This window comes from Streptomyces sp. NPDC044064 (genome assembly GCF_056434245.1).
On the sequence record NZ_JBWKFN010000030.1, the window covers coordinates 81,190 to 106,193 of the forward strand.

Sequence of the window (25,004 nt, forward strand, 5' to 3'; positions counted from 1 at the left end):
CGCCGTGCCCCGCTTCAGTGTCATCGTCCCCTGTTTCAAGGTGCAGGGCTTCCTGCGCGAGTGTCTGGACTCGGTGCTGCTGCAGTCCTTCAACGACCTCGAACTGATCGCCGTGGACGACTGCTCCCCGGACGGCTGCGGCGCGATCCTGGACGAGTACGCCGAGCGCGACCCGCGCGTGAAGGTGCTGCACCTGCCGGAGAACGTCGGCCTCGGCCGGGCCCGCAACGCGGGTATGCCGCATGCCACCGGCGACTACCTGTTCTTCCTGGACAGCGACGACACGCTCACGCCGGGCGCGCTGCGCGCCGTCGCCGACCGGCTGACGGAGTCCGGCGACCCGGACGTGCTGGTCTTCGACTACGCGCGCACCTACTGGTGGGGCGGCACCCGGCGCAACGTGCTCGCGCAGGTGCTCGCCGACGCAGGGACGGACACCTTCACGGTCTCCGGCCGGCCGGAGATCCTGGACCTGCTGATGGTGGTGTGGAACAAGGTCTACCGGCGCGACTTCGTCGAGGAGCACGGCTTCGAGTTCCCGCCCGGGTACTACGAGGACACCCCCTGGACGTTCCCGGTCATGCTCAGCGCCCGGCGGATCGCCGCCCTGGACCGGATCTGTCTGAACTACCGGCAGCGCCGGCAGGGCAACATCCTGTCCACCACCAGCCGCAAGCACTTCGACATCCACGACCAGTACGAGCGGGTCTTCGCCTTCGTGGACGCGCACGGGGAACTGGCGGGCTGGCGGCCGTATCTGCACCGCAAGATGGGCGAGCACTGCCTGGACATCCTCGCCAAGCCGGACCGGCTGCCGCCCGCGGACAGGGCCGAGTTCTTCCGGCGCACGGCCGAGATGTTCCGCCGCCACCGGCCCGAGGGCGCCCTGGTGGACGGTGAGGTCGCCCTGCTGGAGGGCGGCTACCCGGCGTACCGGCTGAAGCAGCAGGCCGCGCGGGCCGGGCGCGAGGCCGGGCGGCGGACGGAGCAGCTGCGCCGGGCGGGCGCGCTGCGGGCCCGCCGCGGCTGGGCCGGGCTGCACGCGCACCGCCCGCTGGACCCGCACCTGGTGGTGTACTCGGCGTCCTCGCACCGGGGCGTGCTGGGCGATCCGGCCGCCGTGTACCGCAAGGCGCGGGAGCTCGCCCCGCAGCTGCGCGGGGTGTGGGTGGTCCGCGACGAGGAGGCCGCCGCGCAGCTGCCGCCCGATGTGGAGCATGTGCTCGTGGACTCCCGGCGCTATCTGGAGGTCACCGCGCGGGCGAAGTTCTTCGTCAACGACGTCAACTGGCCCGGCTCACTGGCCAAACGGCCCGGCAGCGTGCACCTCCACACCCACCAGGGCACCCCGCTCAAGTACATGGGCGCCGACCTGCTGGACAAGCCCGGGGCCCGGCTCGGCTTCGACGTGCCGCAGATGCTGCGCCGGGCCGACCGCTGGGACTACAGCCTGGTCGCCAACCACCACTCCGAGCTGGTGTGGGAGCGGGCCTACCCCTGCCACTTCACCTCGCTGCGCACCGGCAGCCCGCGCAACGACGTGCTGGTCGGCGCGGCGGACGGCGCCGGGGAAGCCGGCGCCGCCTTCCGGCTGCGGCACGGCATCCCCGAGGACCACCGGGTGGTGCTGTACGCGCCGACGCGCCGGGACTACCGGCGGGGCGGGTACGTGGACCGGCTCGACCTGGCCCGGTTCGCGGCCGACCTGGGCCAGGACTGCACGCTCGTGGTCCGGCTGCACCCGACGCTCGCGACCGGTCCCGCGCGCGGGATGGGCCTGACCGAGCTGGCCCGGCGCGGGGTCGTGGTCGACGCGACGGACGAGCCGCACGCCGAGGAGGTGATGCTCGCCTCCGACGTGCTGGTCACCGACTACTCGGCCCTGATGTTCGACTACGCCAACCTGGACCGGCCGATCGTGGTCCACGCCGACGACTGGGCCGCGTACACCGCGAGCCGGGGCGCCTATCTCGACATCACCGCCGAGGCGCCGGGCCATGTGTCCCACTCCTACCGGGAGCTGGCCTGGCTGTTCGGCTCCGGGTCCTGGCGGGACGAGGAGGCGGCGCGGCTGCGGGCGGACTTCCGGGAGCGGTTCTGCGAGTTCGACGACGGCCGGGCCGCCGAGCGGGTCGTACGGACGCTGCTGCTGGGCGAGTCGATGCCCGCGGGCGCTCCGGTGCGGATCCCGGGCCAGAACGTCGGAGGTGACCTGCTGGCCCCGACGTGAGGGCAGGCAGGTCACCTCGGATGTTGCCGGGCTGACCCCGGGTGCTACTCGATGACGAGGTCGACCTCGATGTTGCCGCGGGTGGCGTTGGAGTAGGGGCACACCTGGTGGGCGGTCTCGACCAGCTTGCGGCCGGTCGCCTCGTCCACGCCCTCGGGCAGCTCGATGCGCAGCGTCACCTTCAGACCGAAGCCCTCGCCCTGCTTGCCGATGCCGACCTCGGCGGTGACGGCGGCGTCGCTGACGTCCACCTTGGCCTGGCGGCCGACGAGGCCGAGGGCGCTGCCGAAGCAGGCGGCGTAACCGGCGGCGAAGAGCTGCTCCGGGTTGGTGCCCTGGCCGTTGCCGCCCAGCTCCACCGGCATGGCCAGGGCGAGGTCGATCTTGCCGTCGGAGGAGACGGCACGGCCCTCGCGGCCGTGGGTGGCGGTGGCGACAGCGGTGTAGAGCGCGTCCATGGAAGACCATCCCTCTCGAAATCATGTGATCCGGCGGCTCCTGTCCGGCCGCCCTCACGACCACAAGTAGAGCACACAATTAAGTTGCGCACAATCCAATGGCCCGCAAGAGCTATCCTGGAGACATGACCGCCACCCAGAACCCCGCTCCGGAGGCGGACTGGCTCCGCCTGGACCGCCAGATCTGCTTCTCGCTGCACGCGGCGTCCCGCGCCTTCAACAGCGTCTACCGCGTGATCCTCAAGGACCTCGGGCTCACCTACCCGCAGTACCTGGTGATGCTGGTGCTGTGGGAGCAGGGCGACCTTCCGGTCAAGAAGCTCGGCGAGCATCTGCGCCTGGACTCCGGCACGCTGTCCCCGCTGGTCAAGCGACTGGAGGGGGCCGGCCTCGTCCGGCGTGAGCGCAGCGCGCAGGACGAGCGTTCGGTGCAGGTGCGGCTCACCGGGGAAGGCGCGGCGCTGCGCGAGCGGGCCCTCCAGGTGCCGCGCCGCATCATGGCGGCGACGGGCTTCGACCTGGCGGAGATAGGCGAGCTGCGCGAACGTCTCGACCAGCTCACCACCGCGCTGGACGCGGCGGCACTGGAAGAGGCCGAGAGCTCCCGCTGACGACCGGCCGGCGGACGTAGAGCCGCACGATCACATCGCCCTGCACGGACTCCTCACCGGGCACGAACCGCTCCGCCAGCACGGCGAGCTTCGCCCGCTCGACGGGACTGCCCGGCCGCCAGCGCCCCGCGAGCAGATCCCGGTCGGCGACGACCCAGACCCGGTCGAGCCCCGCCACCCGCCGCAGCAGACTCTCCGCACCGACCTCCCGCCCGTACAGACTCCCCGACCCGGCCCCCGACTCCGCCAACGCCACGTCCCGCACCCCCCGGAACGCGCCCGGATAGGCGAGAGCCGCGTTCCGCGTCTGCGCCGGCATGAAGAGCACGGAGTCCCCGTCCCGCACCTCCCGCCCGGCGACTCGCGCCACGACAGCCAGGTCGTCGGGGCGGCGGCCCGGGTCGCGGTCGCCTCTGAGCAGGGGGAGTTGGTGGGACAGGGCCAGGGCGATCAGGAGGACGCCGGTCAGGGGGAGGAGGAAGGAGCCGGCCCGGGGGCCGGTCTTCGGGGGCGGCGCCGGCCGAGGGTGCCTTTGCGGCCGGCCGGCCGGCCAAAGGCGCCCGGCGACCCCGGCCACCCGCTCGGCCCCCGCCGCCACCAGCAACGGCGCCCCCGACAGGGCGTACAGCACGTACCGGTCGACGTACAGCGGGGAGACCTGCGACACCAGCATCAGCACGGCCGGCGGCAGCACGGCCGCCGGCAGAGCGACCCCCGCGCAGGTCACCTCCCCCCGCCGCCCCACCAACCCCAAGAGCCCCACCACGGCCAACCCCAGGCACGCCCAGTACACCCCGTCCGTCGGCCCGAGAAACGTCCGCAGCAGCCCTCCCGCCGTCGTCCACGTCGGCTCCCGCAACCACGCCACCTGTGCCGACTGGGCCCGTGACACAAGCACCATCGGCACCAGCGCAACCCCCACGGCACCCGCCGCGCACCCCCAGCCCCGCCACACCCGCGCCCCCGCCCGGGCCAGCGCCAGCGACACCGCGTGGGCGAGCAGCAGCAGGACGGCGAACTCGTGCAGCCAGCAGGTGAGGCCGAGCACGACGCCGTACGCCCGCCAGGACCCGCTCCGCACGGCCCGGACGAACAGCAGCGTCGCTCCGGTGGCACCGGCCGCGACCAGGGCGTACGAACGGCCCTCCTGCGCGTAGTGCCCGGCGATCGGCGTGATCGCGTACAGCAGCCCGGCCCACAGCCCGACCCGTGGCCGCACCAGCCGCGTACCGAGCCCGGCCACCAGACCCGCGGTCAGCGCCGCCGCGCACACGGACGGCAGCCGGAGGACGACCTCGCCGGAACGAACGCCGAGGACGGCGTGCATGAGCAGGTAGTACAGGCCGTGCACCGCGTCCACCCCGTGCAGCAGCCGCCAGATCTGCGGCACCGTGCGCCGCGCGACCTGGAAGGTGACGGCCTCGTCCCGCCACATCCCGCCCCGGTCCAACCCCCAGAGCCCGAGCCCGAGCATGACCAGCGCGGGCAGCGACACGGACACACACGCGGCGAGCGCGCTCCGCGCACTTCTCGCCGCGCGAGTCGTTGCACCGGGTGCGTCCAGCACATCCAACGAATCCGACGCATCCAACGAATCCGGTGTGTCCGGTGCATCAGCCGGTACGACAGCTGCTGCAGCCGCCCTGTGCGACTGCGGTTTCACAAGAGGCCCGATGTTCACCATGGCCCGATCTTTTGCGATTAGCCAACCTTTGCCGGTCATTGACGGCGTATCGGCATGGATACACCATCCGCGCAGATTAGGCTCCCACGTGATGAACCGTCTCCGTGTCACCCCCGGCCCGGTCCTCGCCCTCACCGCCGTATGGCTCGCCACCCGTGCCCTGATGTCGTGGCTCCTCACGCACGACAGCTCGCCCCTGCTGGGCGGGGGTTCGGTGCCGCGCGAGGTGTGGCGGCTGTACTTCCACTGGTACGGCGTCCTGTCGCACGGCGCCTTCCCGGCGCACGACAGCACCTGGCAGTACCCGCCCGGCGCCGGCGCGGTACTGCTGGCGCCGGGCCTGCTCCCGTGGTTGACGTACTTTCAGGCGTTCGTGGTGCTGACGCTGGCCGCCGACGCGCTGATCGCGGCGGTCCTGGTCCACGCGGGGCTCCGCCCCGGGCGGAGCCTGTTCGGCGCGACCCTGTGGACCTGCGGTCTGCCGCTGCTGTTGCACCTGCCGCTCGCCCGGTACGACGTACAGGTGACCGCGCTCGCCGTCATCTCCCTGCTGGCGCTGGGACGCTCCCCCCGCGCGGGCGGTGTTTTCGCCGCACTGGGCGCGCTGGTGAAGGTGTGGCCGGGCCTGGTGCTGCTGGGCACGCCCCGGGGGGCGATGACGCGGCGGACGTGGGGATGGGCGGTGGCCGCCGGAGGCGCCTGCCTCGCACTCCTCGCCCTTTCGTTCAACAATCCGCTGGCCTTCCTGCGGGAGCAGGGCGGCCGGGGTGTGCAGATCGAGTCGTTCGGCGGTTCGGCGCTCAACCTGGCGCGGCACGCCGGCTGGTCCGGCCGGGCCCGCTACCAGTACGGCGCGATCGAGATGGTCGGCCCGCACGTGCCCGCCGTCGCCACCGCCTCCCTCGTGCTCACCGTGGCCGCCTTCGCGCTGCTGGTGCTGTGGAGGGTGCGGGCGCGGCACTGGAGCCCGGCCACGCCGTACGACGCCGCGCTCGCAGCGGTACTGCTGTTCACCGTCACCAGCCGGGTCATCAGTCCCCAGTACATGATCTGGCTGATCGGTCTCGCCGCCGTGTGCCTGACCTCGCGGCACACCAGCCAGCGCCCGGTGGCCGTGCTGGTCCTCGCGGCGAGCGCGCTCAGCTCCGTGGTCTTCCCGATGTTCTACCGCGACGTGGTGGCGGGCAGCTGGACCGGCTGTCTGCTGGTGCTGGCGCGCAACGGGCTGCTGGCCGTCGCCGCGGTGCTGTCCTTCATCCGGCTGTGGCGCTCCGCACGGCCGCCGTCCGGAAGGGCCGGCCCCGCGACGCAACCCCGACCGGATTCCGACCGTCTTCCACACCGAGCGCTAAGCGCCTCTTAACGGCGTATTACCGAGTATTTCTACGCTCCTGGCCTGTGGACCCCATGTATCCAGTACCGCGAGACCCGCACCCTACGCCTCAGGTCGGTGTCGTCGTCATCGGCTACAACGACGCCGACCACGTGGCCGACGCCGTACGTTCGGCGCTCGACCAGGGCGCCGCCGTCGGTGAGGTCGTCGCCGTGGACGACTGCTCGACGGACGGCAGCGGCGAGCTGCTGGCGCGCCTGGCCGCCGACGAGCCCAGACTGCGGATCGTGCGCCGGGAGACCAACAGCGGCGGCTGCGGCAGCCCGCGCAACACCGGGATCGACGCGGTGACGATGCCGTACGTGATGTTCCTGGACAGCGACGACGTGCTGCCGCCCGGTGCGGTGGACGCGCTGCTGGCGGCGGCCGAAGGAGCACACGCCGAGGTCGCGAGCGGGCTGTGCGTGCGCCGGGAGCTGCCCTCGGGGCGGGAACAGCCCTGGCAGGCGCGCCTCTACACGGCGCACACCGTCCTCACGCGTCCCTCCCAGCGCCCCCGCCTGGTCCACGACACGCTGTGCGTCAACAAGCTGTACCGGACCGCCTTCCTGCGCGAGCACGGCATCCGCTTCCCCGAGGGGCGCTTCCTCTACGAGGACATCGTGTTCACCGCGCGGGTGCTCGCCGCCGCGCCGCGCATCTCGCTCGTACCGGACCGTGTGTACGTGTGGCACGTGCGCCGGTCGGCCGAGCAGCTGTCGCTCTCCCTGGACCGGGGGCGGATCGACAACTGGAAGGCGCGTACGGAGGCGTGCGCGATGGCGTACGACATTCTGCTGGGCGCCGGGCAGAAGGAGCTGGCGCGGGCGGCGCGGACGAAGTTCCTCGACCACGAGCTGCGCATGTACGCGCGCGAACTGGGTCTGCGCGACGGTGACTACCAGCGCGCGTGGTGGGCGCACACCCGGGAGCACCTCGCGCGCTACGACGCCGCCGACTGGGAGGCGAACCCGTCGGCACCCGGCCGGCTGCTGGCGCGGGTCGTCCTGGAGTCCCCGGAGCCGTGCGACCTGCCCCGGCTGAAGGAGCTGGCCGCGCGCCCGGCCCGGCTGCTCCCGCCCTACGACCGCACACCCGACGGCACGCCCGTCTGGTCCGCCGACCTCCCGCAGGCCTCCCTCACCCCCCTGCTGACCCGCCCCACCCGCCTCCTGCCGCTCACCGTGGACGCGGAACTGCGCCCGCGCGCGCGGGGCACCCGGCTGCGCCTGCGGCTGCACGAGCTGTACGGACGGGTGGCCGAGGCCGGGCCGCAGGAGGTGGAGGTGGAGTGGCAGTCGAGGGAGGACGAGCGCACGGCCCAGCACGAGAAGACCACCTTCACGCCCTCCGCCGTCTCCGGCTCCTCCGGCACGGACGGCTGGTCGGCCGAGGTGCCGGTCGACCTGGACCGGCTCGGCGCGGGCACCTGGGACCTGCGCCTGACCGTGCACTTCGCGGACGGGACGTCCCGGAGCATGACGGCGCACGCCCTCACGGGCGCCGGCCGATTGCGCCGGCGCGCCGTCCCGAGCGTCCGGCACGCCGTGCTGCTGGTCCAGCCGTACACCACCCACTCCGGCGCGCTGGCACTACGCGTGGCCACCGGGATACGGGGTGTCATGAAGGTGGCCGACGGACGACTCCGCCGCCTGCTTCACTGAGACCCACTGGACTTCACCGGGACCCGCCGGACTTCACCGGGGACCCGCACGACCGAGAGCCACCGGCCGCGTCACGACAGGCCGGCTGACGAGGGGAGGCCGCACATGACCTGGCTGATCACCGGCGGTGCCGGATACATCGGGGCGCACGTCGTACGCGCGATGACCGAGGCGGGCGAGCGGACCGTGGTCTACGACGACCTGTCCACCGGTGTCCCCGGACGCGTACCGGACGAGGTACCGCTGGTGCGGGGCTCGATCCTGGACGGCGAGATGCTGGCGCGCACGCTGGCCGAGTACGAGGTGACCGGGGTCGTCCATCTGGCGGCGAAGAAGCAGGTGGGCGAGTCCGTGGACCTCCCGCTGCACTACTACCGGGAGAACGTGGAGGGCCTGCGCGTCCTGCTGGAGGCCGTGACCCAGGCGGACGTGCCGTCCTTCGTCTTCTCCTCCTCGGCCGCCGTCTACGGCATGCCGGACGTGGACCTGGTCACGGAGGAGACCCCCTGCCTGCCCCTGTCCCCCTACGGCGAGACCAAGCTGGCCGGCGAGTGGCTGGTCCGCGCGACGGGCCGGGCGACGGGCCTGGCGACCGCGTCCCTGCGCTACTTCAACGTGGCCGGCGCGGCCACCCCCGCCCTGGCCGACACGGGCGTCTTCAACCTCGTCCCCATGGTCTTCGAGAAGCTCACCGAGGGCGCGGCGCCGCGCATCTTCGGGGACGACTACCCGACCCCCGACGGCACCTGCGTCCGCGACTACATCCACGTGGTCGACCTGGCCGAGGCCCATGTGACGGTCGCCCGCGCCCTGCGCTCCACCCCCGGCCGCGACCTGACCCTCAACATCGGCCGCGGGGAAGGCGTTTCGGTCCGCGAGATGATCGACCACATCAACGCGGCCACCGGCTACGACCGCCCCCCGACGGTCACCCCACGCCGCCCCGGCGACCCCGCCCGCGTGGTCGCCTCCGCCGACCGCATCGCCACTGAACTCGGCTGGCAGGCCAAGTACGACGTCCAGGACATGATCACCTCGGCCTGGGAGGGCTGGGTGCGCCTGCATCCGGAGGCCGCGCGGTCGTAGGCTCCGGGGATGACCGCCCCCTCGCGCACCGAACGTGCCGTCGGCGCCGTGCTCGGGTCCGCCGTGGGCGACGCCCTCGGAGCACCCTTCGAGTTCGGCCCCGAAGGCGCCTTCTCGGCCCGTTTCCCGCAGCCCGGACACGGCGGCGAGATGTGCGGGGGCGGTGGCTGGGACCCCGGCGAGGCGACCGACGACACGCAGATGGCCGTACTGACCGCCGAGTCGCTGCTGGAGCGCGGGGAGACGGACCTCCCGGACGTGTTCCGGCGCTTCCGGCGCTGGGCGGCCGCCGACCCGAAGGACATCGGCCTCCAGACGGAGGCGGTGCTGACCAGCGGCGCCCCCTGGGACACGGCAGCGGCCCTGCACTTCCGAACGAACCAACGGGCGGCCGGGAACGGGGCACTGATGCGGGCGGCCCCTTCAGCCGTCCGCTTCGCACGCCACGGCCGTGCGGCCACCATGGACGCCGCCCGCCGCCTCTCCGCCCTCACCCACGGCGACCCCGCGGCCTGGGAGGGCACGGCCGTCCTGCACGAGCTGATCCGTGTGGCCCTCGGCGGAGAGGATCCGCTCACCGCCGTACCGGACACCCTGGCAGCGCTCCACCCCGCCCACCGGGCCCGCTACGCGACCGTCCTCGCCCCCGGCTGGCACCCGGACCGGGCCACCGAGTTCAACGGCGCGGTCTGGCCGTGCCTGGGCTCGGCGGTCTGGGCCCTGCGTACGACGACGTCGTACGAGGAGGCGGTACGCGCGGCGATCGACCTGGGCGGTGACACGGACACGGTGGCGGCCGTCGCCGGGGCGCTGGCGGGAGCGGTGTACGGGATCGGCGCGATACCGAAACGCTGGACAAAGCCGCTGCACGTACCGCTGCCGGGGTTCGGTGACCGGGTACTGCGGGCACGCGAACTGGCCGGCCTGGCCCAGCGGTTGGCGTAGACCGCGGCCGGCTGCGGGCGGGGGCTCACAACGCCTTGAGCGCCCCTGCCGTCGCCCGGGCCAGGTTCTCCAGGTAGCCCTTCGGCAGTTTCGGGGAGCGGATCACCACCGAGCGCCAGTACAGGGGGCCGGAGATCAGGTCCAGGGCCAGGTCCGGGTCGACTCCGGTGCGGACCTCGCCCCGGGCCTCCGCCGCCGCCACGATCTTGCTGGCGACCCCTTCCTGGCCGTCCCGCAGTGCCTTCTGCATGGCTTCCGCGATCTCTGGATTGCGGGCCGCCTCCGCCTGGAGGTCGGGGATGATCTGCGAGGCGACGGGGTGGCGCAGGGCGCGGGACGTCACTTCGTACAGCAGCCGCAGGTCCCCCTCCAGGGAGCCCGTGTCGGGCACCGGCAGGCCCAGTACCGCCATCGCCGACACCACGTCCAGCACCAGGTGCAGCTTGGAGCGCCAGCGGCGGTACACCGCCGTCTTGCCGACGCCCGCCCGCCGCGCGATGCCCTCGATGGACATCCTGGCGTACCCGACCGCCGCGAGTTCCCCGAAGACCGCCGCACGGATGGCCTCGGTCACGTCCTCCCGGAGCACGGCAGCCCCGGCAGGTGTCCGGCGGCGCACGCGCTTCGGGGCCTCGTCGGCGTTCGTCGTCATGCGAACAAGCATAGGGCGTTACGACGAAACGGTTGCGTTCCGACGGTCGATGGTTCTAGGCTCACGTTGCGACGATACGGTCCCGTCCCGACGTAAGAGAACGTGAAGAGAAGCGTAAGGAAACGGCGGATGGCGGACGAGGACCACTCAGGCCCGGCGGCAGCCGGACGCACCCCCCTCCCCCGAGCGAAAGCAGCGGATGTGAGCCAGGTCCTCCACACACCGCCCCCCACCCAGGTCCCGGTCGACGACGACCTCTCGGCGCTGGCCGCCCGGCACGGCCTCACGGTCAGCGGCGCCCGCCCGAACCTGCCGGAGTACGTCCGCCAGCTGTGGGCCCGGCGCCACTTCATCACCGCCTTCGCCACCGCCAAGCTCACCTCCCAATACAGCCAGGCGAAGCTCGGCCAGGTCTGGCAGGTCATGACCCCGCTACTGAACGCGGCGGTCTACTACTTCATCTTCGGCGTGCTGCTCGGCACCAAGCACGGCGTCCCGGACTACATCCCGTTCCTGGTCACGGGCGTGTTCATCTGGACGTTCACACAGAGCTCGATCATGGCGGGCACCCGCGCGATCGCCGGCAACCTCGGCCTGGTCCGCGCCCTGCACTTCCCGCGCGCCGCCCTGCCGATCTCCTTCTGCATCCAGCAGCTCCAGCAGCTGCTCTTCTCGATGGCGGCGCTGGTCGTCATCCTGCTCTGCTTCGGCGTACCGGTCGCCGCTTCGTGGCTGCTCGCGATCCCCGCGCTGGTCCTGCAGTTCACGTTCAACGCGGGCATGTCGATGATCATGGCCCGGGCGGGCGCCAACACCCCGGACATCGCCCAGCTGATGCCGTTCGTGCTGCGCACCTGGATGTACGTGTCCGGCGTGATGTGGAGCATCGACAAGCTCACCAAGAAGGACCACCTGCCGCACATCGTCACGGTCCTGCTGGAGACCAACCCGGCCGCGGTCTACATCGACCTGATGCGGTACGCGCTGATCGACAGCTTCCACTCCAAGTCGCTGCCCCCGCACGTGTGGGCGGCGGCCACCGGCTGGGCGCTGCTCGTCGGCGTCGGCGGCTTCATCTACTTCTGGAAGGCTGAGGAGACGTACGGCCGTGGCTGAGCAGACCGCAGAGAACATCCCCACCGTCGTCGCCGACGGCGTCGACATCGTCTACCGGGTCAACGGCACCGGCGCCGGCCGCGGCACCGCCACCGCCGCCCTCAACCGCATGCTGCGCCGCAAGCAGGCCGAGAAGGCGGCCGGCGTGCGCCGGGTGCACGCGGTGAAGAAGGTGTCGTTCGTCGCCTACAAGGGCGAGGCGATCGGACTGATCGGCACGAACGGCTCCGGCAAGTCCACGCTGCTCAAGGCCGTGGCCGGGCTTCTCCCGGTGGAGAACGGACACATCTACACCCACGGCCAGCCCTCCCTGCTGGGCGTCAACGCGGCCCTGATGAACGACCTCACCGGCGAGCGCAACGTCTACCTCGGCGGTCTCGCCATGGGCATGTCCCGTGAGCAGATCAAGGAGCGCTACGAAGGCATCGTCGACTTCTCCGGGATCAACGAGAAGGGCGACTTCATCACGCTGCCCATGCGGACGTACTCCTCCGGCATGGCCGCCCGCCTGCGTTTCTCCATCGCCGCCGCCAAGGACCACGACGTCCTGCTGATCGACGAGGCCCTCGCGACCGGCGACCGCTCCTTCCAGAAGCGCTCCGAGGAGCGGATCCGCGAGCTGCGCGAGCAGGCGGGAACGGTCTTCCTGGTCAGCCACAACAACAAGTCGATCCGCGACACCTGCGAGCGGGTCCTGTGGCTGGAGCGCGGCGAGCTGCGCATGGACGGCCCGACCGAGGACGTCATGAAGGAGTACGAGGCCTTCACCGGCGACAAGACCGACAAGACCGCGAAGAAACCGGCACCCGGGAAGGCCGCGGCGAAACCCGAGGCTCCCAAGGTCCCTCTTCCTTCGTGAGCCCTGCTCTTACCTCAGGCGTGGTTATCCCTTTCATACCTCTAGTGACAGTATGTTATGAAAGGTGCTCCCTGAGACGACGAGCCGAAGGAGTCCCCTGCGATGCCCCAACTCAGTGTCATCGTCTACGGGCCGAACGCCCAGGGGCATCTGACCGAACTGCTCGACTCGCTGGACGCCCGCCCGCTCCCGGACGCCGAGGTGATCGTCGCCTCGGTCGGCGCCTGGGCGCGGGAGACGGCCGAGGGTCACGCTCCCGAGACGGTCGTGGTGCCCCTGCCGGAAGGAACCGGTGACGCGGCGGCCCGGACGGCGGGCGCCGCGCGGGCGTCCGGCCGCTGGCTGCACTTCGTGCACGCCAAGGACGGCCTGCCCGCCGGCGCGGCCCGGCTGATCGCCGAGCGCACCGCCGAGCTGGACGATTCGGTGGACGTCCTCCTCCTGGACCACGTCACCACCACCTGGCAGACCGCCGCCGCCCCTTCCCGCGACGGCCGCCTCCTCGGCGGCGCCGGCCGCGCCGACCTCGCCCTGGACGAGGCGGCCGACCTGCTGCGCCTCACCCCGCTGCTCGGCACCCGCGCCCTGCGCACCGAGTTCTGGCGGGCGCACGAGGAGCAGCTCACCACCGACGACGAGCCGTACGCCGCCCACGCGGCCCTGTTGCACGCCGGCCGTGTCGCCTGCCTGAACCAGGCGGCGTACGAGAACCGTGTGCTGCGCCCCGAGAGCCTGCCGCCCCGCTCTTCCGAGCACCGCTTCGCGCTCATCGACCGCTACGAGTCGCTGCTCCCGCTCGCCCGGGACCGCCGCGCCGCCCGGGCGGTCCTGTACGACCTGATGGTCCGCGACCTGGTGCGCACCTTCGCCGGCGAGGACCTGCCCGACGCGGTGGCCCGCGAGTTCTTCCGCCGGGCCTCCCTGGCGGCGGTCCGCTGGCGCCCCGAGGGCCACCAGCGTCCGGCCGGCATCGAGGGCGTCCGGCACGCCCTGCTCGAAGAGGGGGCCTACACCAAGTACCGCGCCTTCCAGGCCGCCAACCGCACCCGCCGGGCCGCGAAGAAGGCCGTGCGAAGCCGTAAGCGCCAGGTGGGCGCGAAGCTCCGCGACCAGCAGTACCGCAGGGCGCTCGGCCGTCCAATCGATCCCGAGCTGGCCGTGTTCGCGGCCTACTGGGAGCGCGGGGTCTCCTGCAACCCGGCCGCCATCGCCGCCAAGCTCGCCGAACTCGCCCCGCACATCCACAGGGTGTGGGTGGTCAACAAGGAGAACGCGGCCCTCCTGCCGCCGGGCACGGACCACGTGATCCCCGGCACCCGCCGCTACTGGGAGACCCTGGCCACCGCCAAGTACCTGACCAACAACGTCAACTTCCCCAACGCGGTGGTCAAACGCCCCGACGCGATCCACCTCCAGACCCACCACGGCACCCCGCTCAAGCGCATGGGCCTGGACCAGATGGAACACCCGGCCGCCGCCAAGGGTCTGGACTTCGCCGCGCTGCTGGCCCGCATCGACAAGTGGGACTACAGCGTCAGCGCCAACAGCCACTCCACCCGCATGTGGGAGCGCGCCTACCCGGCCCGCTACACCTCCCTGGACTACGGCTATCCGCGCAACGACGTCTTCTACAGCGCCACGGCCGCCGACGTCCGCGCCGCCCGCGAACGCCTCGGCATCGCCCCCGGCAGGACAGCCGTCCTCTACGCCCCCACCCACCGCGACTACGAGGCCGGCTTCACCCCCCGGCTCGACCTCGCAGCGCTCGCCGACCGCCTCGGCGAGGACACGGTCCTCCTGGTCCGCGCCCACTACTTCTACGGCGGCGCCGCCTCCCCGCTGACCGGCCTGCGCCGCTCCGGCCGGATCATCGACGTCTCCTCCTACGACCCCGTCGAGGAGCTGTGCCTGGCCGCCGACGCACTGGTCACGGACTACTCGTCGATCATGTTCGACTACGCCAACCTGGACCGCCCGATCGTCGTCTACGCCGACGACTGGGAGACGTACCGGACCACCCGGGGCGTCTACTTCGACCTGATGGCCGAGGCGCCCGGCCGGGTCGCCCGCACCCAGGAGGAGCTCGCGGAGATCTTCCTCTCGGGCGCCTGGCGCGACGAGGGCGCGGCGAAGGCGCGGGCCGCGTTCCGGCGCCGGTTCTGCGAGTACGACGACGGGCGCGCCGCCGAACGGGTCGTACGCCGGGTCTTCCTCGGCGAGCCCGAGGACGCGCTGCCTCCGATGATCCCGCTCGACGAACGCACCCCCGCCCCGACCCCCGAGGAGGCCACGGCATGACGACCCCCGACGTCACGGTGACGGTCATCGTCTACAACGACGCGGCCCGTCTCCCCCGGGCGGTCGCATCGCTTCGCGCCCAGACCCACGCCAACATCGAGATCGTCATCAGCGACGACCACTCCACCGACGAGACGCCTTCAGTGGCAAGGGAGTTGGCGGCCCAGGACCACCGCATCCGCTACCTGCGCCTGCCGGAGAACAGCGGCGGCTGCAGCGCCCCGCGCAACCGGGCCATCGGGATCGCCCGGGCGCCGTACCTGATGTTCCTCGACAGTGACGACGAACTCCCGCCGCGCGCAGTCGAGTTGCTGCTGGCCGCGCACCGGGAGCGGGAAGTGGACTTCACGATGGGTGCGGTCCGCCGGGTCCGGGTGGACAGCGGGCGCCACTCGACCTGGATGCCCCACCTGCTGACCGAGCACCGCACCGTGGAGGGCATCGAGTCCGACCCCCGGCTGCTGTTCGAGCACCTGTCCACCAGCAAGATGTACGCCCGCGCGTTCCTGGACCGCCACCGGCTCCGCTTCCCCGAGGGCATCCACTACGAGGACCAGCTCTTCTCGGCGCAGGCCTACTGCCTGGCCAAGGCGTTCACGATCATCCCGGACCCGGTGTACGTCTGGTACATCGAGCCGTTCGCGGCCGCCGCGTCGGCGTCCATCTCCAACCAGCGACACAAGATCTCCAACGTCGGCGACCGGGTGCACGTACAGCGCCTGATCGACGACTTCCTGGTGGAGAGCGGGCACGCGGCCCTGCGGGAGGACAAGGACTACAAGTTCCTCAAGCACGACTTCCGGATGTACGCGGGCGACCTGCCCTACCGGGACTCCGAGTGGCTGGAGTCCTTCGCCGAGATCATGAACCCGTACCTGGACACGCTGGCCGAGGGCGCCTTCGCCCGGCTGCCCCGCCCGGAACGGGTGGTCCTCCAACTCCTGCGCGACGGCCGCCTGTCCGACGCCCAGCAGGCGGCGCGGGGTCTGGGCAACGGCGTGGCACCGAGGCACGTCACCGCCGACGACTCCGGCACCACGTACTGGGGCGACACCGTCCCCGCCGCCGACCGGGCCCGTCACGAACTGGACGTCTCCGACCTGGAGCTGGACACCCGCCCCTTCCCCAGCGCCCACTTCCGCCACGAGATCACCGAACTCGTCCCGGGCCCCGGAGCCTCCCTCACCCTCGCGATCCGCACCTACGACCCCGGTCTGCGACTCCCGGTGGGACCGCAGCGCGCCAGTCTGGTGGTGGCCCCCGGCCGACGCCGCATGACGGTCCCGTTCCGCCTGGACCCGATCCGCCCGGGTGTCTTCGAGGGCCGCGTCCGCCTGGATCTCTCGACGGCGCCGCTTCCTGTGCAGGGCTTCGCCGGGGTACGCCATCCCCTGCTGCGCCTCGAACAGCAGGGCCTGGCCCACTCGGGCCTCCTCCTTGCCCCGCTGGACTTCCCCGCCGTCACGGCCCGCATCGACTACCGCTCCGGCGCCACCCCGCACGACGTCACCATCGAGCCGGAGGGCCGCAACCCCGGTCGCCTGCAGATCCGCTGGCACCCCGTGGGAGTCACGGCCCGCGTCATCCGCCCGATGGTCCAGAAGGTGGCCCGCCCGAAGGTCCGCAACGCGGTCAGGCTTGCGGCGAGCGTGCTGCGCTAGCGGGGCCGTTGTCCGTCTGCGGGCGCGTGGGAGCTGGTCGCGCAGTTCCCACGCGCCCCCAGTGCGTTGCAGCCCCGTCGGCTGTGTGACCGGCGCCTGTACAGCGCCGGTCAGCGCGCCACCTGGTACAGCACCTGTCCACCCGGCCCGGTGGCGACCTGCCGCAACCACGGCTCCGCGGCCCCCTTGCCGCCCACGACCCAGCGCACCCCGTACTCCCGCACTATCGCCCGCCGCGCATCGCCGGATGTACCCACCGCGAAATACCGCGTCACCGCCGCATCCCGCCTCCCCGCATCCGGCAGGAACACATCGGGATACCCGGGAGCCACGGTGTACGGCCCGTACGCGGGAATCTGCCGGGACGGAAACGTACGGGCCATGACCACGTCCCCGTACTTCACCCAGGGCGTGATCCACTGATACCCGACCCACGGCGTGTGGTACTTCGCCGCGACCGCACCGGGCAGCGCGTCCCGCCCGGCCACATACCCGAGCGTCCCCGACTGCGCCCACGCGCCCACGGCCAGCGCGGCGCCGAGCGCGCACGCCCAGCCAGCCCTCCCCCACGTTCGGCTTCGCTCACGCGGGGGTACCCCCATGGCCCGCTTCCCCGCCGACACGGCCTCCAGCGCGGCCGCCAGCTGAGCGGGGATCAGCATGGCCGGCAGGGCTCGGCCCCACGAGTAGTGCCCGGTCAGCCCGCCGGCGGCGAACACCAGCACACCGAGCACGAAGAAGAGGACGAGGGGATCCCAGCGGTCCCGCCGCGCGCGCAGGCCCAGCGCCACGACCCCCAGCAGCGCCAGCCCGAACCGCTCGGCGAGGTGGTCGTACAGCGGCCGGTGGATCGCCTCGAGGTCCGCGCCTGCGGAGAAGAGCGAGAAGAAGTCGTAGTACGGCCAGAGCCACAGCAGCACCGCGCCGAGGGCCAGAGCGGCACCGAGCCGCAGCAGCACCTCACGGCCCGGACGTGCCGCGATCACCATCGCCAGCGCGCCCAGCGAGGCCACCACCCCGGTGAACTGGTGGCACAGCAGGATCAGCCCCCACAGCAGCCCCAGCCCCAGCCACACCGCCCAGCGGCTCTCGGCACGCAGCGCCCGGGTGAGCCAGGCCCAGAAGTGGAAGGACAGGCCGAGCGCGAACACGCTGGGGTACGCCACCGTCAGCGCGAGCGAGTTGAGGCCGAGGAAGCCGCTCCAGTTGAAAAGCAGGGGGCCCCAGAGGAAGAGCAGGCTCAGGATCGCCAGGGCGGGCGCCGCACGGTGGGCGCTGAGCGTGCGGACGTACCGCCACACCCCGGTGGCCAGCAGCCCGAGCCCGACGACCGCGCCGATCCGCAGCACGTCGAACACCGACAGGCTGGTGATCCTGGCGAGGCAGCCCAGCAGCAGCATCCACGGCGAGTAGTACGGGCTCGGTGTGTCGGCGGCGACCAGCGGGTTCCCGGGGTTCAGCAGGCTGTGCCGCAGCCGCTGCACGGTGGCCGCGTGCATGCCGAGGTCGCCCGCCCAGGGCAGGCGGACGATCACCAGGAGCATCAGCACCAGTACCAGCGCGGCGGCGGCCTGCGGCAACGCCCGCACCGCGCTCGCGGCGCTAGGCGGCGCGGCGCGCATCCTGCTGGAACACCCAGGTGCGGTAGACGAGGAAACGGAAGGCGGAGGCGAGCACGATCGACAGCGCCTTCGCCACATTCGATTCGAACGCGCTGTGCATTTCGAGCCCGTGATAACCGACCCAGAACAGGCTGCTTTCCATCACCACGCCGAGGCCGCTGAAGACGAAGAACAGGACGATCTGACGGCGGGAGCGCGAGGCCCGGTCGCGATAGGCGTAATAGCGGAAGCCCAGGTAATTGGTCGCCATCGCGATGCAGCTGGCCAGGACCGTCGCGGTCATCGCCTGCCAACGCAGGCCGTGCAGCAGCAGGTTGAACACCAGGAAATTGACGAGGACGCCGCTGCCGCCGACGACCCCGAATTTCACGACTTCCAGCACGACACGCGTGACGGGCCGGGCCGGAGCCGGCGCGGTTGCCACCGGGCGGGTCTCGGTGAGGTTCACTGTCACAGCGCCGACCCTATCCGAAACGTACCGATTAGCAGGAAACGGTAAATTCACCGCACGTTTTTGCCTAAGGGTCGGCAAGAAGGATCCACGAGATCTGCCGGAGAGAAGATGAGAGCGCCCCGGGCCCGACCGGCCCGGGGCGCTCTCATCGCCGTACGGCTACGAATGCGTGCGCAGCAGCGTCCGCATCGTCCGCATCGCCACCGACAGGTTGGCGAGGTCGAAGGATTCCGAACCGCGGATCTCCTCCAGGGTGGAGCGCGCCCGGCCCAGGATCGCCGAGTTCTTCTGCTCCCAGGCCTGGTAGCGCTGCTCCGGGCTGGAGGCGCCATTGCCGGCCGCGAGGACGTCCGCCGTGAGCGCCGAGTGGGCCGCGTACAGGTCCTCGCGGATGGAGGCGCGGGCCATCGACTGCCAACGGTCGGCGCGGGGCAGCTCGATGATGCGGTCCATCAGCTGCGTGATGCTGAGCCGGTCGGCGAGGTCGTAGTAGACCTCGGCGACGTCCAGCGGCTCCTTGCCCGTGCGGTCGGCCACCGAGACGATGTCCAGCGCCGGGAAGGCCGAGGAGAACCCGGCCACGCGGGTGGCCAGCTCGTCCGGGACGCCGACGGCGGACAGCTCGTCGTACACGTGCTGGTACCACTCGAGGTCCGCACCGCGCAGCAGCTTGGGCAGCTCCTGCCAGACCTGCTCGACCCGCTCGCCGAAGAACTCCATGGTCTCGGCGAGCTGCAGCGGCTGCGGCCGGTTGTTCAGCAGCCAGCGCGTGCCGCGCTCGACCAGGCGGCGCGAGTGCAGCCGGATCCGGGTCTGGACGGTCGCGTCGACCTTGTTGTCCAGCTCTTCGACCGCGTCCCACACCGGCGCCGAGCGGAAGATCGTGCGGGCCGCGGTCTGGGCGCGGACGATCTCCTCCAGCGAGGCACCCGTCTCCTCGCGCAGGCGGTGCAGGTACGTCGTACCGCCCGTGTTGACCGTGTCGTTGACCAGCACGGTCGTGGTGATCTCGCGGCGCAGCGGGTGGCTGTCGACCGCGTCCGCGAACCGCTCGCGCAGCGCCGTCGGGAAGTACGCGTGCAGCAGGGTGCGCAGGTACGGGTCGTCCGGCAGCGAGGTGTGCAGCAGCTCCTCGGCGACCGTGATCTTCGTGTACGCCAGCAGGACGGCCGTCTCCGGACCGGTCAGGCCCTGGCCCTGGCCGAGCCGCTCGCGGATCTGACGGTCGGTGGGCAGGAACTCCAGCGCCCGGTCGAGGTCGCCCTCGCGCACCAGGTGGCGGATGAACCGCTGCTGCGCGTGCAGCATGTCCTTGGACTGGGCGAGGGCGTTGGCGAGCGCCGTGTTCTGCGCGTAGTTGTTGCGCAGCACCAGGGCGCCGACCTCGTCGGTCATCTCGGCGAGCAGCTTGTTGCGCTGCTTGACGGTCATGTCGCCGTCCGCGACCAGGCCGTTCAGCAGGATCTTGATGTTCACCTCGTGGTCGGAGGTGTCCACACCGGCGCTGTTGTCGATCGCGTCGGTGTTGATCCGGCCGCCCTGCAGCGCGAACTCGATACGGCCGAGCTGGGTCAGGCCCAGGTTGCCGCCCTCGCCGACGACCTTGACGCGCAGGTCGCCGCCGTCGACGCGGATGGCGTCGTTGGCCTTGTCGCCGACGTCGGCGTTGGACTCCGCCGACGACTTCACGTACGTGCCGATGCCGCCGTTCCACAGCAGGTCCACCGGCGCCTGGAGGATCGTCTTCATCAGGTCGGCCGGGGTCATCTTGGAGATCTTCTCCTCGATGCCCAGGGCCTCACGGATGTGCGCGTTGAGCGGGATCGCCTTGGCCGTGCGCGGGAAGATCCCGCCGCCCGCCGACAGCAGCTCGGTGTTGTAGTCCTCCCAGCTGGAGCGGGGAAGCTCGAACAGACGGCGGCGCTCGGCGTATGAGGTGGCCGCGTCCGGCGTCGGGTCGATGAAGATGTGCCGGTGGTCGAAGGCGGCGACCAGGCCGATGTGCTCGCTCAGCAGCATGCCGTTGCCGAACACGTCACCGGACATGTCACCGATGCCGACGACCGTGAAGTCCTCGGTCTGCGTGTCCACGCCCAGCTCGCGGAAGTGCCGCTTCACGGACTCCCAGGCGCCGCGCGCGGTGATGCCCATGCCCTTGTGGTCGTAGCCGGCCGAGCCGCCGGAGGCGAAGGCGTCGCCGAGCCAGAAGTTGTACTTCTCGGCGACCCCGTTGGCGATGTCGGAGAACGTCGCCGTGCCCTTGTCGGCCGCGACCACCAGGTAGGTGTCGTCGCCGTCGTGCCGGACCACGTCCTGCGGCGGCACGACCTCGCCGGCCACCATGTTGTCCGTGATGTCGAGCAGCGCCGAGATGAACGTCTTGTAGCTGGCGATGCCCTCGGCCAGCCATGCGTCCCGGTCGACGGCCGGGTCCGGCAGCTGCTTGGCGACGAAGCCGCCCTTGGCGCCGACCGGCACGATGACGGTGTTCTTCACCATCTGCGCCTTGACCAGGCCGAGGATCTCGGTACGGAAGTCCTCACGGCGGTCCGACCAGCGCAGGCCGCCTCGGGCGACCTTGCCGAAGCGCAGGTGCACACCCTCGACACGCGGCGAGTACACCCAGATCTCGTACGCCGGGCGCGGCGCGGGCAGGTCCGGGATGGCCTGCGGGTCGAACTTCATGGACACGTACTCGTGCGGCCGGCCGCCGAGCGCCTCCTGGAAGAAGTTCGTGCGCAGGGTCGCCTTGATGACGGTCAGGAACGAGCGCAGGATACGGTCCTCGTCCAGGCTCGCCACCTGGTCCAGGGCCGCCTCCAGCTCCTCCAGCAGGGCATCCACGATCTCCAGGCCGGCCCTCTGCCGGTCCGGGGACATCCGCGCCTCGAACAGGGAGACGAGGAGCCGGGTCGTGTGGACGTTGTTGCGGAGGGTGTCCTCCATGTAGTCCTGGCTGAAGGTGGAGCCGGCCTGCCGCAGGTACTTGGCGTACGCGCGCAGCACCGTCGCCTGCCGCCAGTCCAGCCCGGCGCTCAGTACGAGGGAGTTGAAGCCGTCGTTCTCCGCCTGGCCGGTCCAGGTCGCGGCGAACGCCTCCTGGAACCGCTCACGGCCGTCGTCGCCGAGGTAGTCGCCGCTGGGGCCGGCCAGCGCCTTGGGCAGGCGCAGGCCGAAGTCGTAGATCCAGGCGACGGTGCGGTCCGCGCAGCGCAGCTCGTACGGCCGCTCGTCCACGACCTCGACGCCGAGCATGTTGAGGACCGGCAGCACGGCGGACAGGGAGACCGCGTCGCCCTTGCGGTAGATCTTGAAACGGCGCTCGCCGGGGGCCGCGCCCACCGGCTCGTACAGGCTGAGCGAGAAGTCGTTGCCCTTCTCCTCGGTGAGCCGCTCCAGGTGGACCAGGTCGGCGACCGCCGCGCGCGGGCTGTGGTCGGCCTTGTAGCCCTCCGGGAAGGAGTTGCCGCCGTAGTAGCGGCGCAGCAGCTCGGCCGCGCGCTCCTCGCCGCACTCGGCGTTCAGCGCCTCGCCGAACCCGTCCGCCCAGGAGCGGGCGGCCTCGACCAGGCGGGCCTCGATGCGGTCCTTGTCGGCCTCCGACAGCTGGGGCAGCTCGGTGCCCGGCGGGACCCGGACGACGAAGTGCAGCCGGGACAGGATCGACTCGGTGTTCCAGGCGGTGAAGTCGACGCTGATGCCGCCGAGCTCCTCCTTCAGGATGTCGATGATCCGCAGCCGGACGCCGGTGGTGTAGCGGTCCCGCGGGAGGTACACGAGGGCCGAGTAGTAGCGGCCGTACTCGTCCTGGCGCAGGTACAGCCGCAGCCGGCGGCGCTCCTGCAGGTACAGGACGCTCGTCGCGATGGCCTGCAGCTCGGCGGCGGGGGTCTGGAACAGCTCGTCGCGCGGGTAGGTCTCCAGGATCTGGAGCAGGTCGCGGCCGTCGTGGCTCTCCGGCGAGAAGCCGGCGCGCTGCAGGACCTCGTCGACCTTGCGCCGGATGACCGGGACCCGGCGCACGGACTCGGTGTAGGCGGCGGAGGAGAACAGACCGAGGAAACGACGCTCGCCGACGACGTTGCCGTCCGCGTCGAACTTCTTCACACCGACGTAGTCCAGGTACGACGGCCGGTGCACGGTGGCCCGGCTGTTCGCCTTGGTCAGCACCAACTGCTTGTGCTCGCGGGCCTTGGCCCGGGCGTCGGCCGGCAGCCGCTCGAAGGAGGGGCTGACCGGGTGCAGGTCGTCCTCGGCGTGGTGCGGGTCGGAGCGCAGGATGCCGAGGCCGGTGCCGGGAACGGCGGCGAGGGTGTCGTCCTCGCGCAGCTGGTACTCGCGGAAGCCGAGGAAGGTGAAGTGGTCGCTGGACAGCCAGCGCAGCAGTTCGCGGGCCTCCTCGACCTCGGGCGCGGGAAGGTCGGCCGGCCGGGGCTCGCTCACCAGCTCGTCGGCGATCCGGGCCGCCGCGTCCCGCATCTTCTCCCAGTCCTCGACGGCCTCGCGGACGTCGGACAGGACACGCAGCAGGTCGGCGGTGGTCTGCTTCAGATCGGCGCGGTCCGTCCCGCGGTCGATCTCGACGTGGATCCAGGACTCGATGTGCGCGTCGTGCGGGAGGTCGCCGGCGCCGAGGGACGCGGTGGGCAGCACCTCGATGAGCTTGCCGGTGAGGTCGCGCCGGACGACGATCTGCGGGTGGATGACGACGTGGATGCCGCGTCCCTGCCGGGTCAGCTCATTGGTGACCGAGTCGACGAGGAAGGGCATGTCGTCGGTGACGACCTCCACGACGGTGTGGCTGCAGGTCCATCCGTTCTCCTCCACCGTCGGGGTGTGCACCCGGACGTTGGCGGTCCCCTGCGGGCGGTTCTCGGCGAGCCGGTAGTGCGAGACCGCGGCGCCGAAGACGTCGACCGGGTCGCGGTCCGCGAAGTCTTCCGGGGCGGTGTGCAGGTAGTAGCGCTGGAGGAACGCGAGCACGGACTCGGTGTCGGGAGTGCCGGCGGATCCCTCGCCCGTCGTCCCGGTCGGTAGGTGCCCCCCGACCGGGCTGTTCTCAGCTACCCGGGCGGCCCGTTCGAGCAACTCGGCCTTGGCTTCGTCCAGCTTGGTCTGCATTGTCCTCTGGCTCCTGTCGCGCGCCGTTGCGTGACGTAGAAGGAAAAACGGTCTCTTCCCCTCCGGCTCGACGCCACGGCCCGGGGTTTCCGGACCGATCCGACGCTATGCCGCGAGGTGAGATGAGCGGGGGGTATTCGGCCATTGTTGGCGCGCCCGTCGGATGTGACGCTGCTCTCGGCACCGCCGCTTCCCGGGCCGTCATCGGCGTCCTGGGGGCTTCCGCGCCCCCGTCCCGCCCGCGAAGACCAGCGACCGCCGCCCGGTCACGGAGGTGTTCCGTGCAACCCGGGCGCAGGGCAGGGGCAGGATCGCCCCCGCGAGATATCGCGCTGATCACGCCACAAGGCTATCGCTCCCTACCCGGGCCCCGTCATGAGCCGTATGTGTACAAAACAGGGGGTCGAAGTTTGACGTTCTGCACAGGGGCGGGGCAGCGACAAGTGGCGTATCCGGTCGCGCCAGGACGCCGCCGGACGCACCCTGAAAGCGACGGGCCCTCTTGGCAAGCACGCCCTGGGAAGGCACGTTGCCTGCAACAGTGCCCGTCCCCCGCGGAGGGGACAGTGCCGCCCCGGAGGAGCCGACATGCCCGCGAAGATCCTCATCATCACCGGCGACGCAGCGGAGTCCCTGGAAGTCCTCTACCCCTACCAGCGGCTGCGCGAGGAAGGCTACGACGTCGACATCGCGGCTCCCACCCGCAAGACGCTCCGCTTCGTCGTCCACGACTTCGAGCCCGGCTTCGACACCTACACCGAGAAGCCCGGCTACACCTGGCCCGCCGACCTCGCCTTCTCCGAGGTGGATCCCGGTCACTACGCGGCGATCGTCATCCCCGGCGGCCGCGCCCCCGAGTACCTGCGCAACGACCCCGAACTGCGCAAGATCCTCAAGGCCTTCTTCGACGCGGACAAGCCCGTCGCCCAGATCTGCCACGGCCCTCTGCTGACCGCCGCGATCGACACCCTGCGCGGCCGCCGCGTCACGGCGTACCCGGCCCTGGAACTGGACATGCAGACCGCGGGAGCCCACTTCGAGGACAGCGAAGCGGTGGTCGACGGCACCCTGGTCTCCTCCCGCGCCTGGCCGGACCATCCGGCGTGGATGCGGGAGTTCCTGAAGGTGCTCAGGGCCAAGGCGCCGGTCAACTGAGCGCTGGCGAGGATCG

The 25,004-nt window shown here is 71.5% G+C and carries 17 protein-coding genes; 11 read left to right on the forward strand and 6 right to left on the reverse strand.

Annotated elements, in window-relative coordinates:
* The first annotated feature begins 4 nt into the window (after positions 1 to 4).
* On the forward strand, positions 5 to 2,230 hold the full coding sequence (locus AC07DS_RS36455; protein ID WP_479152420.1) for a bifunctional glycosyltransferase/CDP-glycerol:glycerophosphate glycerophosphotransferase: 2,226 nt from the start codon (positions 5 to 7) through the stop codon (positions 2,228 to 2,230).
* A gap of 44 nt (positions 2,231 to 2,274) precedes the next feature.
* Here the strand turns inward: AC07DS_RS36455 and AC07DS_RS36460 are convergent, their stop codons facing one another.
* Positions 2,275 to 2,688, reverse strand: a complete 414-nt coding sequence (locus AC07DS_RS36460) for an organic hydroperoxide resistance protein (RefSeq protein WP_451385286.1) — start codon at positions 2,686 to 2,688, stop codon at positions 2,275 to 2,277.
* 98 nt (positions 2,689 to 2,786) lie between these two features.
* On the opposite strand from AC07DS_RS36460, the gene AC07DS_RS36465 reads away from it, so the two are divergent.
* A complete protein-coding gene (locus AC07DS_RS36465; protein WP_479152422.1) occupies positions 2,787 to 3,299 on the forward strand; it encodes a MarR family winged helix-turn-helix transcriptional regulator in 513 nt (170 codons plus the stop codon).
* Here the strand turns inward: AC07DS_RS36465 and AC07DS_RS36470 are convergent.
* On the reverse strand, positions 3,247 to 4,794 hold the full coding sequence (locus AC07DS_RS36470; RefSeq protein WP_479152423.1) for a glycosyltransferase family 39 protein: 1,548 nt from the start codon (positions 4,792 to 4,794) through the stop codon (positions 3,247 to 3,249). The two genes, AC07DS_RS36465 and AC07DS_RS36470, sit on opposite strands and share 53 nt — an antisense overlap.
* A gap of 280 nt (positions 4,795 to 5,074) precedes the next feature.
* Here AC07DS_RS36470 and AC07DS_RS36475 point away from each other — a divergent pair, with 280 nt between their 5' ends.
* The 4 genes from AC07DS_RS36475 (at position 5,075) to AC07DS_RS36490 (ending at position 10,050) form a co-directional block, all read left to right on the forward strand.
* Positions 5,075 to 6,346, forward strand: coding sequence for a glycosyltransferase 87 family protein (locus AC07DS_RS36475; protein WP_479152425.1), 1,272 nt, complete (start codon positions 5,075 to 5,077; stop codon positions 6,344 to 6,346).
* A 44-nt stretch (positions 6,347 to 6,390) separates the two neighbouring features.
* Positions 6,391 to 8,019 carry a glycosyltransferase family 2 protein gene (locus tag AC07DS_RS36480; RefSeq protein WP_479152427.1) on the forward strand — a complete coding sequence of 543 codons (1,629 nt, stop codon included), beginning with the start codon at positions 6,391 to 6,393 and terminating at the stop codon, positions 8,017 to 8,019.
* Between the two features lie 105 nt (positions 8,020 to 8,124).
* A complete protein-coding gene (galE, locus tag AC07DS_RS36485) occupies positions 8,125 to 9,105 on the forward strand; it encodes a UDP-glucose 4-epimerase GalE (RefSeq protein ID WP_479152429.1) in 981 nt (326 codons plus the stop codon).
* Positions 9,106 to 9,114: 9 nt separating this feature from the next.
* Positions 9,115 to 10,050: an ADP-ribosylglycohydrolase family protein gene (locus tag AC07DS_RS36490; protein ID WP_479152431.1), complete on the forward strand. Its 936-nt coding sequence runs from the start codon at positions 9,115 to 9,117 to the stop codon at positions 10,048 to 10,050.
* 25 nt (positions 10,051 to 10,075) lie between these two features.
* Here the strand turns inward: AC07DS_RS36490 and AC07DS_RS36495 are convergent, their stop codons facing one another.
* Complete coding sequence (locus AC07DS_RS36495) at positions 10,076 to 10,702, reverse strand: TetR/AcrR family transcriptional regulator (protein WP_479152432.1); 627 nt, start codon at positions 10,700 to 10,702, stop codon at positions 10,076 to 10,078.
* A gap of 201 nt (positions 10,703 to 10,903) precedes the next feature.
* Between AC07DS_RS36495 and AC07DS_RS36500 the strand changes: the two genes are divergently transcribed.
* From AC07DS_RS36500 to AC07DS_RS36515, 4 genes are all read left to right on the forward strand, one after another.
* The gene (locus AC07DS_RS36500) at positions 10,904 to 11,818 is read left to right on the forward strand and encodes an ABC transporter permease (protein WP_479152434.1); all 915 of its coding nucleotides are present in this window, start codon (positions 10,904 to 10,906) and stop codon (positions 11,816 to 11,818) included.
* Positions 11,811 to 12,677 (forward strand): ABC transporter ATP-binding protein, encoded by an 867-nt coding sequence (locus AC07DS_RS36505; RefSeq protein WP_479152436.1) that lies wholly within the window; start codon positions 11,811 to 11,813, stop codon positions 12,675 to 12,677. Before AC07DS_RS36500 ends, AC07DS_RS36505 begins: the two co-directional genes overlap by 8 nt.
* A gap of 102 nt (positions 12,678 to 12,779) precedes the next feature.
* On the forward strand, positions 12,780 to 14,975 hold the full coding sequence (locus AC07DS_RS36510; protein ID WP_479152438.1) for a CDP-glycerol glycerophosphotransferase family protein: 2,196 nt from the start codon (positions 12,780 to 12,782) through the stop codon (positions 14,973 to 14,975).
* Entirely contained in the window at positions 14,972 to 16,636 is a 1,665-nt protein-coding gene (locus AC07DS_RS36515) for a glycosyltransferase family 2 protein (protein ID WP_479152441.1), read from the forward strand. Before AC07DS_RS36510 ends, AC07DS_RS36515 begins: the two co-directional genes overlap by 4 nt.
* A 110-nt stretch (positions 16,637 to 16,746) precedes the next feature.
* On the opposite strand, the gene AC07DS_RS36520 is transcribed toward AC07DS_RS36515, so the two are convergent.
* The 3 genes from AC07DS_RS36520 to AC07DS_RS36530 form a co-directional block, all read right to left on the reverse strand.
* Entirely contained in the window at positions 16,747 to 18,258 is a 1,512-nt protein-coding gene (locus AC07DS_RS36520; RefSeq protein WP_479152443.1) for a hypothetical protein, read from the reverse strand.
* Positions 18,239 to 18,712 carry a GtrA family protein gene (locus AC07DS_RS36525; RefSeq protein WP_479152445.1) on the reverse strand — a complete coding sequence of 158 codons (474 nt, stop codon included), beginning with the start codon at positions 18,710 to 18,712 and terminating at the stop codon, positions 18,239 to 18,241. The genes AC07DS_RS36520 and AC07DS_RS36525 overlap by 20 nt, the downstream gene beginning before the upstream one ends.
* 159 nt (positions 18,713 to 18,871) lie before the next feature.
* Positions 18,872 to 23,833 carry an NAD-glutamate dehydrogenase gene (locus tag AC07DS_RS36530; RefSeq protein ID WP_479152447.1) on the reverse strand — a complete coding sequence of 1,654 codons (4,962 nt, stop codon included), beginning with the start codon at positions 23,831 to 23,833 and terminating at the stop codon, positions 18,872 to 18,874.
* A 588-nt stretch (positions 23,834 to 24,421) separates the two neighbouring features.
* Here AC07DS_RS36530 and AC07DS_RS36535 point away from each other — a divergent pair.
* Positions 24,422 to 24,988 carry a DJ-1/PfpI family protein gene (locus tag AC07DS_RS36535; protein WP_479152451.1) on the forward strand — a complete coding sequence of 189 codons (567 nt, stop codon included), beginning with the start codon at positions 24,422 to 24,424 and terminating at the stop codon, positions 24,986 to 24,988.
* The last annotated feature ends 16 nt before the right edge of the window (positions 24,989 to 25,004 follow it).